Below are 15971 nucleotides of genomic sequence, written 5' to 3' on the forward strand. Positions count from 1 at the left end.
TGACTTGTTTGGCCACAAAGTTATTCAATTTTATCCTTTTGACGGATGTTTTATAGTTGTATGATAAAACTTTCCATAGTCCGTAAATCAATTTGCCACAGTTTTCCGGCAAGCACTTCACCGTATCCGGTTATAATCTTGATCACTTCATTGGCTTCGGCACATCCTACTATTCCTGGTGTAACTCCCATTACGCCTTTAGGAGGGAGTGGCATGCCTTGGGTTTCTGTTTCCGGAAGAAAATCATGGTAGCTTTTCCCGCCTTTGTAGTTGAATACGGATACCTGTCCGTCGAAAGCCCGTATGGCTCCGTATACATATACTTTATCCAGTTCCTTGCAAGTCTTGTCAATCAGGTAGCGTGTTTCGAAATTGTCACAGCCGTCTACTACAATGTCATACGCTGAAATCAGTTCCTTGGCGTTTTCTACTGTGAGCCGGGTGGGGTAGGCTATGATATGTACGTTGCGGTTCAGTGCACTTAATCGTTTCTGGGCCTGTGTTGCTTTGGGCAGTCCTAATTCCGGTTCGGAATAGAGGACTTGGCGTTGCAGGTTCGTTTCACTCACTACATCATCGTCTACCAAGCCTATAGTTCCTACACCGGCTCCGGTAAGATACAGGGCGATGGGAGAACCCAGTCCGCCTACACCTACAATCAGTACGCTGGCTTGGCCGAGTTTTTTCTGTCCTTCTTCCCCTATTTCAGGGAGCATGGTCTGGCGGCTATATCGTTCGTTCATAGTCAATGTCCTTAAATATGTGGAAATATTATCAGAAAAAGAAAGCCGGGTCCGAAAAGCCCGGCTTTCAATATGTCTGTTTTGGTTGTTTTTGTCCGTTTCCTTTATGCCTGGTGTGCAGTGGCGTAACCGTCGAAGGAGGCATCCCAGTCTTTCCATACCGGTTCACGTCCTATGGCTTTCAAGGCATTCTCTACTTCAACGGCGGTACGTTCGTCGCTTACGTGGAACTGCTCCAGTGCCTGCGGATAGGTAAAATATCCACCCGGTTCGGTCTTGCTTTCGGCACTCATGGTAGTTACTCCCAGCGTAGCCATATGGTCACGGATGTATGCCGGTTCACGTGTGGAATAAGAGATATCCACATCATGGTCAAAGATACGCATGGCAAATGTAGCCAGTGCCAGTTCCTTGTCGCTCATGATCACATTGGGTTGGAAACCTTCGTTTTCTGCCGGACGCATACGGGGGAAATTCACGCTGTACTTGGTTTTCCAGTAATGTTTCTGCAGATAACGCAGATGGTATGCCATCATGGTGACATCTGTACGCCAGTCTTCCAGCCCGATAAGTACTCCCATTCCGATTGAGTGTACTCCGGCCTGTCCCATACGGTCGAAACCGTTGACACGCCATTCGAATTTAGATTTCATGCCACGCGGGTGGTATATTTTGTAACGGGCTTTGTTATAGGTTTCCTGGAAACAGATCACACCGTTCAGTCCGTGTTTTACTAGTTCGGCATATTCTTCAGTCTTCAATGGCATGACTTCAATCTTCAGGTTCGAGAAGTATGGCTTTGCCAGATCGAGTGCCTTTGCCAGATAGGGGACACCAGCTTTGGCAGGGTTCTCTCCGGTCACGATCAGCAGATTCTCGAACGGAGCCAGTTTCTTGATAGCCTTGTATTCATTCTCTATCTCTTCGGGGGTCAGGATGGTACGTGCCATCGGGTTGCTGATGTGGAAGCCACAATACACGCACGAGTTGGTGCATGAGTTGGTAAGGTAGAGTGGGATGAACATTGAAATGGTTTTCCCGAAACGCTCCTCAGTATATTTACGGCTCAGCTGGGCCATCGGTTCAAGGTGTTTTTCGGCAGCGGGTGAGATAAGTGCCATAAAGTCGTCTACATCACAATGTGATTTGCCCAGTGCCCGGAGCACATCGGCTTCCGTCTTGGAGTAGATGGCTTTGGTCGTCTCCTCCCAGCTTATTTTTTCCAATTCGTCTGAAAACATAATATATTAATGTTTAATGGTTCTGTATTTGCCTTTGGTCAGGCTTTCTTGACATCCTTGATGTCACGGCTCAGTTTCATTGCGCAGAAATTCGGGCCGCACATCGTACAGTATTCGCCGTCGGTATGGCGCCCTTCCTGGAAATATTCCAGGGCGCGTTCCGGATCAAGACTCAGGTGGAACTGGTCACGCCAGCGGAATTCGTAACGTGCTTTGCTCAAGGCGTTGTCGCGGATCTGTGCACCCGGATGTCCTTTGGCCAGGTCGGCGGCGTGTGCGGCTATTTTATAGGTGATTACTCCTGTACGCACATCTTCTTTGTTCGGGAGTCCCAGATGTTCTTTCGGAGTTACGTAGCATAGCATGGCGGTACCCAACCAGCCTATCTGTGTGGCACCGATGGCAGACGTGATGTGGTCATATCCCGGAGCGATATCGGTAACCAGCGGGCCCAGGGTGTAGAACGGGGCGTTGTGGCAATGCTTGATCTGGCGTTCCATGTTTTCCTGGATCTTGTGCAGAGGCACATGTCCCGGACCTTCAATGAATGCCTGCACATTCTTGTCCCATGCACGGAGAACCAGTTCGCCCAAGGTGTCAAGTTCGGCAAACTGTGCTTCGTCGTTTGCATCGGCTATACAGCCCGGACGGAGACCGTCGCCCAATGATACGGCTACATCGTATTGTGCGAGGATATCGCATATTTCGTCGAAATGTTCATACAGGAATGATTCCCGGTTATGGATGAGGCACCATTTGCTCATGATGGATCCGCCGCGGCTCACAATTCCACAAAGGCGTTTGTCGGCCAGATGTACGTTGTGCAGGCGTATACCGGCATGGATAGTAAAATAATCCACTCCCTGTTCGCATTGTTCAATAAGTGTATCCTTGTAGATTTCCCAGGTAAGGTCTTCTACCTTTCCGTTCACTTTCTCCAATGCCTGGTAGATAGGTACGGTACCTACCGGAACCGGACAGTTACGTACAATCCATTCACGTGTTTCGTGTATGTTGGCTCCTGTAGAAAGGTCCATCAGGGTATCGCCTCCCCATTTGCAGCTCCATACCGCTTTGTCCACTTCTTCTTCAATGCTGGAGGTAGTGGCCGAATTCCCGATATTGGTGTTGATCTTTACCAGAAATTGGCGGCCGATAATCATCGGTTCGCTTTCCGGATGGTTGATGTTTGCCGGGAGGACAGCACGTCCGGCGGCTATTTCATCACGGACGAATTCCGGTGTTATGTAGGTTTCGATGCCCAGTTCACGGCAGTTCATGTTTTCACGGATGGCTACATATTCCATTTCGGGTGTAACGATTCCTTTTTTGGCGTAGTACATCTGTGTACAGCATTTGCCGGCTTTGGCACGGTAAGGCAAAGCTATGTGTTCGAAACGCAGGTGGTCCAGTGAACGGTCGTCACGGCGCATCTTTCCATATTCGGATGTGATGGAAGGAAGCTGTTCCACGTCGCCTCTTTCCAGAATCCAGCTTTCACGCATACGGGGAAGTCCTTTTTTCAGGTCGATCTTGATAGTCGGGTCACTGAACGGGCCGCTGGTATCATAGACATATACCGGTGCGTTCGGCGTCGTGACTTTCTCCCCGTTTACGATTTCTACAGTCGGTGTGAGGTTTACTTTCTGCATACCTACCTTGACAAACGGGTAGAGTGTTCCTTGCATGTAAGCCTTTTCGGCGTGTGCGTAAGCTTTTTTGTCTTTGTCTTTTTCCATAATATGTCTGTGGGGTTATTGGTTTAAGAAGGCTGTTAACGGAGAGGATGCGGAAGCTATCAGGTTTTCCGACTGTATACCCAATCCGGCTTCGTAGGCACGCCGGCCGGCAATGACAGCCTCTTTGAATGCTGTTGCCATTTCTACAGGGTTACCTGCTACGGCAATGGCTGTATTTACCAGGCATGCTGCAGCACCCATTTCCATGGCTTCAGCGGCATGGCTGGGGGCACCGATACCTGCATCTACAACTACCGGAACATTGCTTTGTTCAATGATGATACCCAGGAAGTCACGGGTCTGCAGTCCTTTGTTTGTACCTATAGGGGCAGCCAGCGGCATTACTGTGGCTGCTCCGGCTTCTTCCAGGCGCTTGCACAATGTCGGGTCGGCCTGGCAGTAGGGCAATACCACAAATCCCAGTTTGACCAGTTCTTCCGTCGCTTTCAGCGTTTCGGTCGAATCCGGGAGCAGGTAGCGCGGATCAGGATGGATTTCCAGTTTCAGCCAGTTGGTACCGAATGCTTCGCGTGCCATCTGGGCTGCAAATACAGCCTCTTCGGCGGTACGTACTCCTGAAGTGTTAGGCAACAGTTGGATATGGGGGTGAGTGATATGGCGGAGCATGTCATCTTCCTTGTTTTCAAGTTCGATTCGTTTCATGGCTACAGTTACCATTTCTGTGCCGGATGCAAGGATGGCATCTTCCATCACTTGGTTTGAGTTGAATTTGCCGGTTCCCAAAAACAGGCGGGAGTTGAATTCTTTGCCGGCTATAATCAGTTTTTCCATTGTTATATAGTTTAAAAAAGTCGTTTCTTCTTTTATTTATTAAGTTGATATGTGATATGTTGATATTGTTATAGGGCCATGATGCGTCTGGTTTCGGCTACGGGATCGTCGGCGCGTAATATGGTCCCACTCAGTGCAATGCCGGTGACTCCGGTATCCATGATAGACGGAATGTCATCATAGGTGATACCTCCTATGGCGACAATCGGAATCCGGATGCCGTTTTCTTTCATCCGTGAAACGATGGAACGGTATCCCTCCAGTCCCAATATAGGACTCAGGTTCTTTTTGGTCGTGGTGAAGCGGAAAGGTCCGCATCCGATGTAGTCGGCTCCCGCTTTGTAATGTGCCTCCACATCTTCGAATGTATTGGCTGTCCCTCCTATGATGAAGTCTTTTCCCAGTATGTTGCGGGCTTCGGCTATCGGCATGTCTTTTTTTCCCAGATGTACACCGTCGGCATGTATTTTTTTCACCAGCTCTACGTGGTCGTCAATGATGAATGTCGCATCGTATTGCCTGCACAGATCCTGTATGTACAGGGCTTCCTTTTCCAGTTCCTCGGCAGTTGCCTCTTTCATCCGGAGCTGTATCCAGCGGCATCCTCCTTCCAGGGCCATACGGGCCGAATCAGAATAAGAGAACCTGTCGGTAAAATGTGTGATGAATTGCAGTTCCATGGCCTTATCCTCCACAAGCTGCTTTGATGATAACCAGACTGTCATTCGGCTGCAGCTCCTGTTCGGCCCATTGTGCACGCGGAACCATGCGGTTATGCAGGGCGATGGCTACCCCTTTTTCCGGGAGCTCCAGCAGTTTGGCCAAATCGGCGATGGTATTTCCGCCCGTAAGTTCTGTCTCTTTGTTGTTTACTAGTACTTTCATATTAGTGTATATTAAAAAGGTGAAGAAAGTAATCCAAAGAGTGCTAGCGGATTCGAGAAGAGTGTCATGCTGTAACAATCCCTTCGGCGGTACTAACCGCATCAGGTTCGTAGGGTATGATCTCAGCCGCTTAATGGGCACCCCTTTGTCTTAACGTCTGCAAATATACGGTATTTTTTGAAACCTGAGGGCTGAACAGTGTTATTTTTCTGAAAGATGAAGCCGACTTTTCTTTATGTTATCTGTGACGGTTGTTTTTACAGCTTTTCCATTTTTGATATATTCTTTGTGTAAATGATAGGTATTTGCGTATTATGGTAGCAAAAAGATATTTTAATTGTAGTATTTAAAGCAAATTAATTTGTGTGTGTTTTTGATGATTTCAAAATGATAATATTGATATGATGGTATGTTTTAATTTGTTATTATAAGTGCCAATTTTATTTCAGAATGAAATGTCGGTTAAAAAATTCGACAAAAATAATGCTATTATGTGTTTTGTAAAGCAAAAAGACGTACATTTGCATATCGGTAATACAAAAAGTTACAGATAATCATATTTAAGTTTCAAAAGGATTGAAGATTGAAACTCGTAAGGTAATAAGTAATATAGGTATTAATTAAAATCTAAAGCAAATGAAAACGAAGTATCAGAAAGGAATGTTGTTGTTGGCGGCTGCCATGGCACTTCCGGCAGTTTCACAAGCTCAGGATGAGGTAGAGGCGAGCGTCGGTGTTGACCTTGTAAGCGGTTACATCTGGCGTGGCCAGGATTTGGGTAATGTAAGTATCCAGCCGTCGGCTTCTATCGGTTATAAAGGTTTCTCTCTGTCCGGCTGGGGGTCTGTAGGGTTCGAAAAGGAAGATACGAAAGAATTCGATCTTTGCCTCGGTTATTCTACCGGTGGATTCAGTGTATCGGTTACCGATTATTGGTTTAACAACGGTCCCGGTTACCTTCATTATGGAAGCCATAATACCAGCCATGTGTTTGAAGCACAGGTGGGCTATGATTTCGGTCCGTTGGCGGTAAACTGGTATACTAATTTTGCAGGAAATGACGGATTGAATAAAGACGGTGAACGTGCCTATTCTTCCTATATATCAGTGGCAGCACCGTTCCGCCTGGGCGGTCTGGACTGGACTGCTGAAATCGGTGCTACACCATGGGCCACTACATTCTATAACGGTGGAGCGAACGGTTTTGAAGTATGCGATGTCAGCGTAGGAGCATCGAAAGATATTACGATTACAGATTCTTTCTCACTTCCGCTTTTCGCTAAGGCCACCTGGAATCCGGCTACCGAGGGTGCTTATTTCGTAGTCGGTCTCAGTTTCTGAAAAAGCTGTTATCATTTATAAATAGAATACAAGATACAACAACTGGAGATGTGGTAGATTTTATGAAAATGTTATTGATGGGTTTTTAGTTTAGGTAAAAAGACAGGATAACTTTTTTGGTAAAACAAACAAGATACAAATACAATTATGAAGAAGATAGAAGCGATTATTCGTAGAACCAAATTTGAAGACGTAAAGGAGGCCTTGCTGGCTGCCGATATCGAATGGTTCTCATATTATGAAGTTAGAGGGGTAGGAAAAACCCGTCAGGGACGTATCTATCGTGGGGTAGTGTACGACACGAGTTCAATTGAACGTACACTTGTTTCTATTGTAGTCCGTGACAAGAATGTGGAAAAGACTATACAGGCTATCTTGAGCGCTGCTCATACCGGTGAGATTGGAGACGGCCGTATTTTCGTGATTCCAGTAGAAGATTCTATCCGGATCCGTACAGGCGAACGGGGTGATATAGCCTTGTATAATGCAGAGCAGGAAAAATGATCTGCACCGTTCGGATGAAACAGGTAATAAAGATGTTGTACTAAAAAGATGATTTATATGAAAACGATAGATAAGGGTATGCGTACTGCATACCGGAAAGGTATAGTTGCCTTATTGTTGGCATTGCCTTTGACGGCAATGGCTCAGGATACTGCCGAGGCTGCGGGCAGCACTGATACGGTGGCCGAACTTGCAACAGGTGTGAATACGGTATGGATGCTGCTTGCAGCAATGCTGGTGTTCTTCATGCAGCCGGGATTTGCATTGGTTGAAGCTGGTTTTACCAGAACGAAAAATACAGCTAATATCCTGATGAAGAATCTGGTGGATTTTATGGTAGGTTCTTTGTTGTTCTGGTTTATCGGTTTCGGATTTATGTTCGGTGTGGGAGGATTTGTAGGTGCTCCTCATTTCATTGATCTGGATATGATGGACAGCATTATTGACAATGGGTTACCTATAGAAGGCTTCCTTATTTTCCAGACTGTATTCTGCGCCACTTCCGCTACAATCGTATCGGGTGCAATGGCTGAACGTACCAAGTTCTCCATGTATCTGGTATATACCATAGCCATCAGTGTATTGATCTATCCTATTTCAGGACACTGGACTTGGGGTGGAGGCTGGTTGATGAACGGCGATGAAGGTTCATTCATGATGAATACTTTCGGATATGCGTTCCATGACTTTGCGGGTTCTACTGTGGTTCACTCTGTAGGTGGCTGGATTGCTTTGGTAGGTGCTGCCATCCTTGGTCCCCGTTTGGGTAAATACGGTAAGGACGGAAAATCAAGAGCTATTCCGGGACATAATCTGACTATTGCATGTCTGGGTGTGTTCATCCTCTGGTTCGGATGGTTCGGATTCAACCCGGGATCTCAGTTGGCTGCTGCTACATCAGGTGACCAGACTGCTATCTCACATGTGTTCCTTACTACTAACTTGTCGGCTTGCGCCGGAGGTCTTTTCGCTTTGATCGTGAGCTGGATCAAGTACGGCAAACCTTCCTTGTCACTGACATTGAATGGTATTCTGGCCGGTCTGGTCGGTGTAACTGCAGGCTGTGATCTTGTATCCCCGCTGGGATCAGTCATTATCGGTGCGGTTTGTGGAACAGTCATGATTTACTCGGTTGAAATTCTGGATCACAAGTTCCATATCGATGATCCGGTCGGAGCTTCTTCCGTACACGGTGTATGTGGTAGCTTGGGTACTATCATGACCGGTTTGCTTGCTGTAGACGGCGGTACTTTCTATGGAGGCGGATTTGGCTTCCTCGGTGCACAGATTTTTGGAGCATTGGTTGTAGGAGCATGGGCTGCTGTAATGGGATACATCATCTTCAAGATTCTTGATAAAGTTCACGGTCTGCGTGTTCCGGCAAGAGTTGAGGAAGAAGGATTGGATATCTACGAACATGGAGAATCCGCTTACAACAATTAATGATATAGATTTATCCCGGGCGGGCTTGGCCGCCTTCCCGGGAACTGATAAAGAGAAAAGTCTTTTTTTATTATAACAACTAATTAATGAAGTATTATGTCAAAATTAAGATTCAGAGTCGTTGAAAAAGCGTTTCAGTCGAAACCTGTGGAAGTACCCGCTCCAAGCGAACGTCCGAGCGAGTATTTCGGAAAGTATGTGTTCAACCGTGAGAAGATGTTCAAGTATCTGCCTAGCAAGGTATATGCCCGCTTGGTAGATGCTATGGATAACGGTGCTACCCTTGACCGTGAAATTGCCGATCAGGTAGCTGAAGGCATGAAGCGTTGGGCCATGGAACTGGGCGCTACACACTATACTCACTGGTTCCAGCCGCTGACTGAAGGCACAGCCGAAAAGCATGATGCCTTTGTAGAACACGACGGCAAGGGTGGAATGATGGAAGAGTTTTCAGGAAAACTGCTGGTTCAGCAGGAACCGGATGCTTCTTCTTTCCCTAACGGTGGTATCCGTAACACATTCGAAGCCCGTGGCTACAGTGCATGGGACCCGTCATCTCCTGTATTCGTAGTGGACGATACATTGTGTATCCCGACCGTATTCATTGCCTATACAGGTGAATCACTTGACTACAAGGCTCCGTTGCTGAAGGCTTTGCGTGCCGTAAACAAGGCTGCGGTAGATGTATGCCATTATTTCAATACTGACGTTAAGAAGGTAGTTGCCTACCTGGGATGGGAACAGGAATATTTCCTGGTCGATGAAGGACTTTACGCCGCACGTCCCGACCTGCTGCTTACAGGCCGTACACTGATGGGACATGAAGCTTCTAAGAACCAGCAGTTGGAAGACCACTACTTCGGTGCTATTCCTACCCGTGTAGCTGCATTCATGAAGGATCTTGAAATCCAGGCTCTGGAACTGGGTATTCCGGTCAAGACACGTCACAACGAGGTTGCCCCCAACCAGTTCGAGCTGGCTCCTATCTTCGAAGAATGTAACCTGGCAGTCGACCATAACATGCTTATCATGTCACTGATGCGTAAGGTTGCACGTAGCCATGGATTCCGCGTACTGCTCCATGAAAAACCGTTCAAGGGTGTAAACGGATCAGGTAAGCACAACAACTGGTCATTGGGAACAGATACAGGCATCCTGTTGATGGCTCCGGGAAAGACATCGGAAGAGAACCTGCGCTTCATCACATTCATTGTCAATACATTGATGGCGGTATACCGTCATAACGGATTGCTGAAGGCTTCCATCATGAGCGCCACTAACGCTCACCGTCTGGGCGCTAACGAAGCACCTCCCGCCATCATCTCTTCATTCCTGGGTACTCAGTTGAGTAAGGTACTGGATCACATGGAAGACAGTTCAACCAATGAGCTGATTTCATTGGGAGGCAAGCATGGTATGAAGCTGGATATCCCTCAGATTCCGGAACTGCTCATCGACAATACCGACCGTAACCGTACTTCACCGTTCGCCTTCACCGGTAACCGTTTCGAGTTCCGTGCCGTAGGTTCTGAAGCGAACTGTGCCAGTGCAATGATTGCCCTGAACACAGCCGTAGCCGAACAGCTTACAGAATTCAAGACTGCTGTCGATGCATTGATCGAAAAGGGTGAACCTAAGGTTTCAGCTATCATTCAGGTTATCCGTGAATACATCAAGATCTGTAAGCCTATCCGTTTCGACGGCAACGGTTACAGCGAAGAATGGAAGGAAGAAGCTAAGCGTCGTGGTCTGGACTGCGAAACAAGCTGTCCGGTTATCTTCGACCAGTATTTGACTCCTGAGTCAATCAAGATGTTCGAGAGTGCCGGCGTAATGACACGTAAGGAACTGGAAGCCCGTAACGAAGTGAAATGGGAAACCTATACAAAGAAAATCCAGATTGAGGCACGTGTATTGGGCGACTTGGTTATGAACCATATCGTTCCGGTAGCAATCAGCTATCAGAGCAAGTTGATTGATAACGTGTTCAAGATGAAGTCTATCTTCCCGGAAGAGGAAGCCGACAAACTTTCTGCCGAAAACAAGGCTATTATCAAGGAAATAGCAGAACGTACTACCTTCATCAAGGAACATGTTGATGCTATGATTGAAGCCCGTAAGGTTGCCAACAAGATTACCGATGAACGTGAAAAGGCCATTGCATATCACGATACCATCGCTCCTATGCTGGAAGAGATCCGTTACCATATCGATAAGCTGGAACTGATCGTTGACGACCAGATGTGGACATTGCCTAAATACAGAGAGCTGCTGTTTATAAGATAAAGGATAGATTAGAATTACCTCTAATTCTTCTTATTGGTTGTTTGATGAAAGAGGCCGGATTCCTGTGAGGGAGTCCGGCTTTGCTTTTTGTTGGCCGCTATGGATACATGGCCGTTCATTTTGAATGTCCGGCCATCTTTTTGTGTATGGATTTCTAGAAAAAAGGGCTGGAGAATTAATCCGGATGTCATTTATTTGTAAAGATGGATTTTTTTTGCGAATATTGCACCTTATTATGATATATAAAACCTATTTCAGGTTTATTATATGAATTTGTAAACAGATTTCAATAGATGATTTGAGTATGCCCCTGCTGACGTTACATGAACTGGAACAGACGTTTCCTGCCTTTAAAGGAAAAGTTGGCCATGCTTTCGCTAGATTTGTGATGAAAGTGCTTGCCATTGATTCTATCAATGATCTATACGACAGGTACAGTTCACTGCAGGGACCTGAGTTTACAGAAGCTCTGTTGAAGGATGTGGGAGTGAGTTATGAGGTGAAAGGTGTTGAAAGGATCGGGCTGTTGGGCGACAAGCCTTTCATTACAATCAGCAATCATCCGTATGGAGGGATAGACGGAATTGTCCTTATAGACCTGTTCGGACATTATAGAAACGACTATAAAGTGATTGTCAATAAGTTTCTGGCCAGGATCGAGGCCATGGACATGAATTTCATCACGGTTACTCCAACAGGAAAAGTCCGTTCTACACCGACACGCGACAGTATTCTCGGCATCAAGATGGCTATTGAACATGCCCGTTCGGGAGCTCCGTTAGGTATATTCCCTTCGGGAGCAGTCTCCGATTTGAGTCTGAAAGACAGATGTATCAGGGACCGGAAATGGCAGAAGCCGATTATACGCATGATAAAGGAACTTCGTCTCCCTATACTTCCAGTGAAGTTCCTGGATGGGAATTCATTGGTATATTATCTTTTGGGGCTGATAGACTGGAGAGTCCGTTTGTTGAAACTTCCTTCCGAACTTCTGAATAAAAGAGGGAAGAGAGTGCGTCTTGTGATAGGGGATGTCATAACAGCCGAAGAACAGGACCGTTTTCCGGATTTGGATGAATTCGGAAATTTTTTGCGCCACAATGTCTATCAATTGAAGTGGGAACAATGAGTATATAACTATTAACATAAAAATATATATGGATATAAAGCATGAAAAATCCGTTAGAATACAGACTTCCGTTTTGAATGGGCTGGAAAAGAAGGTTCTGGTTTATCTGGCTGGCAAGCAGCCTGGTTGGGTGACTTCCAATTTTCTGACAGCGATAGGGACGATAGGTGCTGTCATTATTGGGGTAGGCTATGTCCTTGGAGGAGAAAACATTAATTTCTTGTGGATCAGCTCTCTGGGATTTCTGATAAACTGGTACGGTGATTCCCTTGACGGGACTTTGGCGAGAGTCCGTAACACCCAGCGTCCTTTATTCGGATATTATATTGACCATACGTTGGATGCCGTGAATGAGCTGATTATGTTCTTGGGGCTCGGATTATCCGGACTGATACATTTCGAACTGGCACTTCTTATATTCATTGTCTATCTGATGCTTACGCTGAATGTAAGTATCAATGCACATCTTAAAAAAGAATTCTGCCTGACTTATGCAGGGATGGGACCTACAGAGTTCAGGATCATAGCTGTCATAATCAATACGATATTGATTTATGCCACTCCTATCAGGGAGTTTGCTATGAATGTCCATATATCAGGAAATAACATATCTCTCAGGGCATTGGATCTGGCAGGCATAGTGATTCTTGTCGCTCTTGTCATCATCTATATTTGTACTATTCTGAAGGATATACATGATTACTCCTTGAGAGATCCGATGCCAGGCAAAAACAGACAACAATCGAACTGATCGGTCCGATTGTTGTCTGTTTTTATATTCTCTTTTTCTCCTATGTTATTTCAGAAAAGGATCAATGACGGAAAGAAGATCGGCCTTTGACAAAGCACCGCTCTGCCGCCACAGTATCTGACCGTTGCGGAACAGGATAAGTGTCGGTACAGCCTGGATTCCATATTCTCCGGCTGTAGTGCCGAACTTATCTACGTCAATTTTGACGATCCGGATTTTATTGCCCAGAATTTCCTTTACTTGCTCCAATATCGGATGCATCATCTTGCATGGTTGGCACCATGTGGCAAAGAAGTCTGCCAGAACAAGCTTGTCGCCTGCTATTACGTCTTTAAATGTTTCCATACTTTGTTTTTTATTTAATTGTTTTGTCAGAATCTTATTGCAATATCTCTTCCGAACGGTGCCAGTGAAAGTCCCGCTATCTTGAAATGCTGCTTACCGAACGGTATGCCTATTATCGTGATAAACAGCAGTACACCGAAGAATATATGTACAAGAAAAGTCCATAATCCTCCGAAAATCAGCCAGATAATGTTCATCGGTATTCTGATGCAACCTATTGGACTGTCTGTTTTCCTTATTTCGGCTCCAAACGGCCAGAGGCACAACAGGCCAATCTTGAATGTCTGTAAGGCCAGTGGAAATCCGATAATGGTAATAGCCAGTGCAAGGCTTCCTGTAAAGTATCCGATAGCCGCTTCAAGTCCTCCGAAAATCAGCCAGATGATATTTCCCAATATTTTCATAATTCCTTTCAATGAGATCTTTGTCGGGTAATTTATTCATTTACCTTATTGCAAATCTGTATATTTCTGCTTAGCCGACAAAATAAAAACGGGTAATAAGGTACTCCCGTTTATACAATTTAACTATATACGGGGCTTAGAGGGATCCGTCATAACAATAAAGCCGGAGGTTTTGCCCCCGGCTTATATGTAACATCAGATATAGTTGTATTATATCCGTCGTGGCTTAAAGCCAGGCACGGATCCGTTTCATCGCTTCGATACAGTCTTCACGTTTACCGAAAGCGGTAAGGCGCAGATATCCTTCGCCGCTGGGGCCGAATCCTACTCCCGGCGTACTTACGATATTTGCTTCGTAAAGCAGCTGGTCGAAGAATTTCCATGAGCTCAGGTTATCGGGAGTTTTCAGCCAGATATAAGGAGCGTTTACACCGCCGTAAACCTTCAGGCCCGATTCGGTAAGGCCTTCACGCATAATGCGTGCATTTTCCATGTAGTAGTCGATGGTAGCCTTCACCTGTGCCTGTCCTTCGGGAGTATAGATGGCTTCTGCTCCCCTCTGGGTGATATAGCTGGTACCGTTGAACTTCGTGCATTGTCTGCGGTTCCACAATTTGTTCAGAGGCACCCGTTCGCCTGTCAGTGTAGCGGCTGTCACTTCTTTCGGTACAACGGTATAGCCGCAACGTACACCGGTAAAACCGGCTGTCTTGGAGAAACTGCGGAATTCGATGGCACAACGTTTGGCACCTTTTATCTCATAGATGGAATGAGGTACATCGTCTTCACGGATATAGGCTTCGTATGCGGCGTCGAAGAAGATGATGGTATCATTGGCCAGTGCATAGTCTACCCATTTCTTCAGTTCCGATTTGGTCAGGGTCGTACCTGTAGGGTTGTTCGGGTAGCAAAGATAAAGGATATCTATGCGTTTGTCCGGTATGGCAGGGATGAAGTTGTTTTCGGCTGTACATGGCAGGTAAGTAACATTGCTCCATTTGCCGTCTGCCTGCAGATCGCCCGAGCGTCCGCACATCACATTGCTGTCTACATATACCGGATAGACCGGGTCGGTTACCCCGATGCTGTTGTCATGGCGCAGTATTTCACCTATGTTTCCGGTATCGCTCTTTGCACCGTCACTGACAAATACTTCCGATGGGCTCAATGTGATGCCTCGTGCAGCATAGTCGTGCTTGATGATTGCCTCAATCAGGAAATCGTATCCCTGTTCAGGACCGTATCCATGGAATGTCTCTGCCTTTGAAAGCTCGTCTACAGCTTTATGCATGGCTTCGATGGAAGCGGCTGGAAGCGGCTGGGTCACATCACCGATACCCAGACGGATCAGTCGTTTGTTGGGATGGGTTACTTGAAAAGCTTTTACTTTTTGTGCGATATCCGAGAACAGATAACTTCCCGGTAATTTCAGGAAATGTTCGTTAACTAATGCCATATATTATTGTTTGTTTGCTGTTTATGTCTTTATTGTCCTTTGTCTTTCAGGTTTGAAGGGGGAGTGGGATTATAACTCTATCTCTCCTTCAAAAACGGTTGTAGCCGGTCCGGTCATGAAAATGTGGTTGTTGTCCTTCCAGTCTATATGGAGTACACCTCCGTCCATTCTGATGTCACTGCTGCGTCCAGCCTTCCGGTTCAAGGCGGCAGCTACAGCCGTTGCGCATGCGCCGGTACCGCAGGCCATGGTAATGCCCGAGCCGCGTTCCCATACTCTCATGCGTATACTGCCGTCTGTACATATCTGTGCGAACTCGATGTTGCAACGCTCGGGAAACAGCGGGTGGTGTTCCAGTTTCGGACCGATCTCTGTGAGCGGTATTTGCATCACATCGGGTACAAAGATAACAAAATGCGGGTTTCCCATGCATACATAAGTGCCGGTATATTTGACACCGTCGGCTTCCACTTCACCGGCTATCATACCTCCGGTCTGTGTGGCAAGCTGTTTTTTGTTTTCCAGGATAGGTTCACCCATGTCGACGGTAGCCGATTCCACTTTCCCGTCTTTGACGTGCAGTTCCAGAATCTTGATTCCTGAAAGCGTATCGATGGTGACTGTCTCCTTGTCGGTCAGATGATGGTCGTATACAAACTTTCCTACACAACGGATACCGTTTCCGCACATCATGGCTTCCGAACCGTCATTGTTGAATATACGCATGGAAAAATCGGCCTTGTCCGACTTTCCGATCAGGATCAGTCCGTCGGAACCGATGCCGAAGTGGAACTTGCTCCATTCAACGGATGTCTGCGCCGGCGATTCGATCGGATTGTCGGGTGTATAGACATATATATAGTCATTGCCCGCACCATGCATTTTAGTGAAATGAATCTTCATAAAGGTCGC

16 protein-coding genes and 1 riboswitch are annotated in these 15971 nt (G+C 46.4%); of the genes, 6 read left to right on the forward strand and 10 right to left on the reverse strand.

Annotation, left to right across the window (positions count from 1 at the left end):
• Positions 1 to 50 precede the first annotated feature (50 nt).
• The 6 genes from BQ7489_RS15325 to thiS form a co-directional block, all read right to left on the reverse strand.
• Complete coding sequence (locus tag BQ7489_RS15325; RefSeq protein ID WP_072531782.1) at positions 51 to 743, reverse strand: HesA/MoeB/ThiF family protein; 693 nt, start codon at positions 741 to 743, stop codon at positions 51 to 53.
• A gap of 104 nt (positions 744 to 847) precedes the next feature.
• Entirely contained in the window at positions 848 to 1984 is a 1137-nt protein-coding gene (gene thiH / locus BQ7489_RS15330; protein ID WP_072531783.1) for a 2-iminoacetate synthase ThiH, read from the reverse strand.
• 38 nt (positions 1985 to 2022) lie between these two features.
• The gene (gene thiC, locus BQ7489_RS15335) at positions 2023 to 3723 is read right to left on the reverse strand and encodes a phosphomethylpyrimidine synthase ThiC (protein WP_072531784.1); all 1701 of its coding nucleotides are present in this window, start codon (positions 3721 to 3723) and stop codon (positions 2023 to 2025) included.
• A gap of 15 nt (positions 3724 to 3738) precedes the next feature.
• A complete protein-coding gene (locus tag BQ7489_RS15340; protein ID WP_072531785.1) occupies positions 3739 to 4515 on the reverse strand; it encodes a thiazole synthase in 777 nt (258 codons plus the stop codon).
• 68 nt (positions 4516 to 4583) lie between these two features.
• On the reverse strand, positions 4584 to 5210 hold the full coding sequence (locus BQ7489_RS15345; RefSeq protein ID WP_072531786.1) for a thiamine phosphate synthase: 627 nt from the start codon (positions 5208 to 5210) through the stop codon (positions 4584 to 4586).
• Positions 5200 to 5400 carry a sulfur carrier protein ThiS gene (thiS, locus tag BQ7489_RS15350; RefSeq protein ID WP_072531787.1) on the reverse strand — a complete coding sequence of 67 codons (201 nt, stop codon included), beginning with the start codon at positions 5398 to 5400 and terminating at the stop codon, positions 5200 to 5202. The genes BQ7489_RS15345 and thiS overlap by 11 nt, the downstream gene beginning before the upstream one ends.
• Positions 5401 to 5461: 61 nt before the next feature.
• Positions 5462 to 5555: riboswitch (TPP riboswitch) on the reverse strand.
• A gap of 481 nt (positions 5556 to 6036) precedes the next feature.
• Between thiS and BQ7489_RS15355 the strand changes: the two genes are divergently transcribed.
• The 6 genes from BQ7489_RS15355 to BQ7489_RS15380 all read left to right on the forward strand — a co-directional run bounded on the left by BQ7489_RS15355 (position 6037) and on the right by BQ7489_RS15380 (position 12854).
• Positions 6037 to 6741 (forward strand): hypothetical protein, encoded by a 705-nt coding sequence (locus BQ7489_RS15355; RefSeq protein WP_072531788.1) that lies wholly within the window; start codon positions 6037 to 6039, stop codon positions 6739 to 6741.
• Positions 6742 to 6888: 147 nt separating this feature from the next.
• Positions 6889 to 7245: a P-II family nitrogen regulator gene (locus tag BQ7489_RS15360; protein ID WP_072531789.1), complete on the forward strand. Its 357-nt coding sequence runs from the start codon at positions 6889 to 6891 to the stop codon at positions 7243 to 7245.
• Between the two features lie 57 nt (positions 7246 to 7302).
• Entirely contained in the window at positions 7303 to 8688 is a 1386-nt protein-coding gene (locus BQ7489_RS15365) for an ammonium transporter (RefSeq protein ID WP_072532234.1), read from the forward strand.
• A 96-nt stretch (positions 8689 to 8784) separates the two neighbouring features.
• Positions 8785 to 10974: a glutamine synthetase III family protein gene (locus tag BQ7489_RS15370; RefSeq protein WP_072531790.1), complete on the forward strand. Its 2190-nt coding sequence runs from the start codon at positions 8785 to 8787 to the stop codon at positions 10972 to 10974.
• 304 nt (positions 10975 to 11278) lie between these two features.
• On the forward strand, positions 11279 to 12103 hold the full coding sequence (locus tag BQ7489_RS15375) for a 1-acyl-sn-glycerol-3-phosphate acyltransferase (protein ID WP_072531791.1): 825 nt from the start codon (positions 11279 to 11281) through the stop codon (positions 12101 to 12103).
• A gap of 28 nt (positions 12104 to 12131) precedes the next feature.
• Positions 12132 to 12854, forward strand: coding sequence for a CDP-alcohol phosphatidyltransferase family protein (locus BQ7489_RS15380; RefSeq protein ID WP_072531792.1), 723 nt, complete (start codon positions 12132 to 12134; stop codon positions 12852 to 12854).
• A 45-nt stretch (positions 12855 to 12899) separates the two neighbouring features.
• Here the strand turns inward: BQ7489_RS15380 and trxA are convergent, their stop codons facing one another.
• From trxA to dapF, 4 genes are all read right to left on the reverse strand, one after another.
• Positions 12900 to 13199, reverse strand: a complete 300-nt coding sequence (gene trxA, locus BQ7489_RS15385) for a thioredoxin (protein ID WP_072531793.1) — start codon at positions 13197 to 13199, stop codon at positions 12900 to 12902.
• A 26-nt stretch (positions 13200 to 13225) separates the two neighbouring features.
• A complete protein-coding gene (locus BQ7489_RS15390) occupies positions 13226 to 13603 on the reverse strand; it encodes a YccF domain-containing protein (protein ID WP_072531794.1) in 378 nt (125 codons plus the stop codon).
• 226 nt (positions 13604 to 13829) lie between these two features.
• The gene (locus tag BQ7489_RS15395; protein WP_072531795.1) at positions 13830 to 15059 is read right to left on the reverse strand and encodes an LL-diaminopimelate aminotransferase; all 1230 of its coding nucleotides are present in this window, start codon (positions 15057 to 15059) and stop codon (positions 13830 to 13832) included.
• A gap of 69 nt (positions 15060 to 15128) precedes the next feature.
• Positions 15129 to 15962 (reverse strand): diaminopimelate epimerase, encoded by an 834-nt coding sequence (gene dapF / locus BQ7489_RS15400; protein ID WP_072531796.1) that lies wholly within the window; start codon positions 15960 to 15962, stop codon positions 15129 to 15131.
• Positions 15963 to 15971 lie beyond the last annotated feature (9 nt).

Origin of the sequence: Bacteroides ilei, assembly GCF_900128495.1 — a bacterium.
Taxonomy (GTDB): Bacteria; Bacteroidota; Bacteroidia; order Bacteroidales; family Bacteroidaceae; genus Phocaeicola; species Phocaeicola ilei.

Bases quoted from the DNA above. Each gene is read 5' to 3' on its own strand.
- BQ7489_RS15325 (WP_072531782.1), bottom strand. From the start codon at position 743: ATGAACGAACGATATAGCCGCCAGACCATGCTCCCTGAAATAGGGGAA.
- thiH (WP_072531783.1), bottom strand. From the start codon at position 1,984: ATGTTTTCAGACGAATTGGAAAAAATAAGCTGGGAGGAGACGACCAAA.
- thiC (WP_072531784.1), bottom strand. From the start codon at position 3,723: ATGGAAAAAGACAAAGACAAAAAAGCTTACGCACACGCCGAAAAGGCT.
- BQ7489_RS15340 (WP_072531785.1), bottom strand. From the start codon at position 4,515: ATGGAAAAACTGATTATAGCCGGCAAAGAATTCAACTCCCGCCTGTTT.
- thiS (WP_072531787.1), bottom strand. From the start codon at position 5,400: ATGAAAGTACTAGTAAACAACAAAGAGACAGAACTTACGGGCGGAAAT.
- BQ7489_RS15355 (WP_072531788.1), top strand. From the start codon at position 6,037: ATGAAAACGAAGTATCAGAAAGGAATGTTGTTGTTGGCGGCTGCCATG.
- BQ7489_RS15360 (WP_072531789.1), top strand. From the start codon at position 6,889: ATGAAGAAGATAGAAGCGATTATTCGTAGAACCAAATTTGAAGACGTA.
- BQ7489_RS15365 (WP_072532234.1), top strand. From the start codon at position 7,303: ATGAAAACGATAGATAAGGGTATGCGTACTGCATACCGGAAAGGTATA.
- BQ7489_RS15370 (WP_072531790.1), top strand. From the start codon at position 8,785: ATGTCAAAATTAAGATTCAGAGTCGTTGAAAAAGCGTTTCAGTCGAAA.
- BQ7489_RS15375 (WP_072531791.1), top strand. From the start codon at position 11,279: ATGCCCCTGCTGACGTTACATGAACTGGAACAGACGTTTCCTGCCTTT.
- BQ7489_RS15380 (WP_072531792.1), top strand. From the start codon at position 12,132: ATGGATATAAAGCATGAAAAATCCGTTAGAATACAGACTTCCGTTTTG.
- trxA (WP_072531793.1), bottom strand. From the start codon at position 13,199: ATGGAAACATTTAAAGACGTAATAGCAGGCGACAAGCTTGTTCTGGCA.
- BQ7489_RS15390 (WP_072531794.1), bottom strand. From the start codon at position 13,603: ATGAAAATATTGGGAAATATCATCTGGCTGATTTTCGGAGGACTTGAA.
- BQ7489_RS15395 (WP_072531795.1), bottom strand. From the start codon at position 15,059: ATGGCATTAGTTAACGAACATTTCCTGAAATTACCGGGAAGTTATCTG.
- dapF (WP_072531796.1), bottom strand. From the start codon at position 15,962: ATGAAGATTCATTTCACTAAAATGCATGGTGCGGGCAATGACTATATA.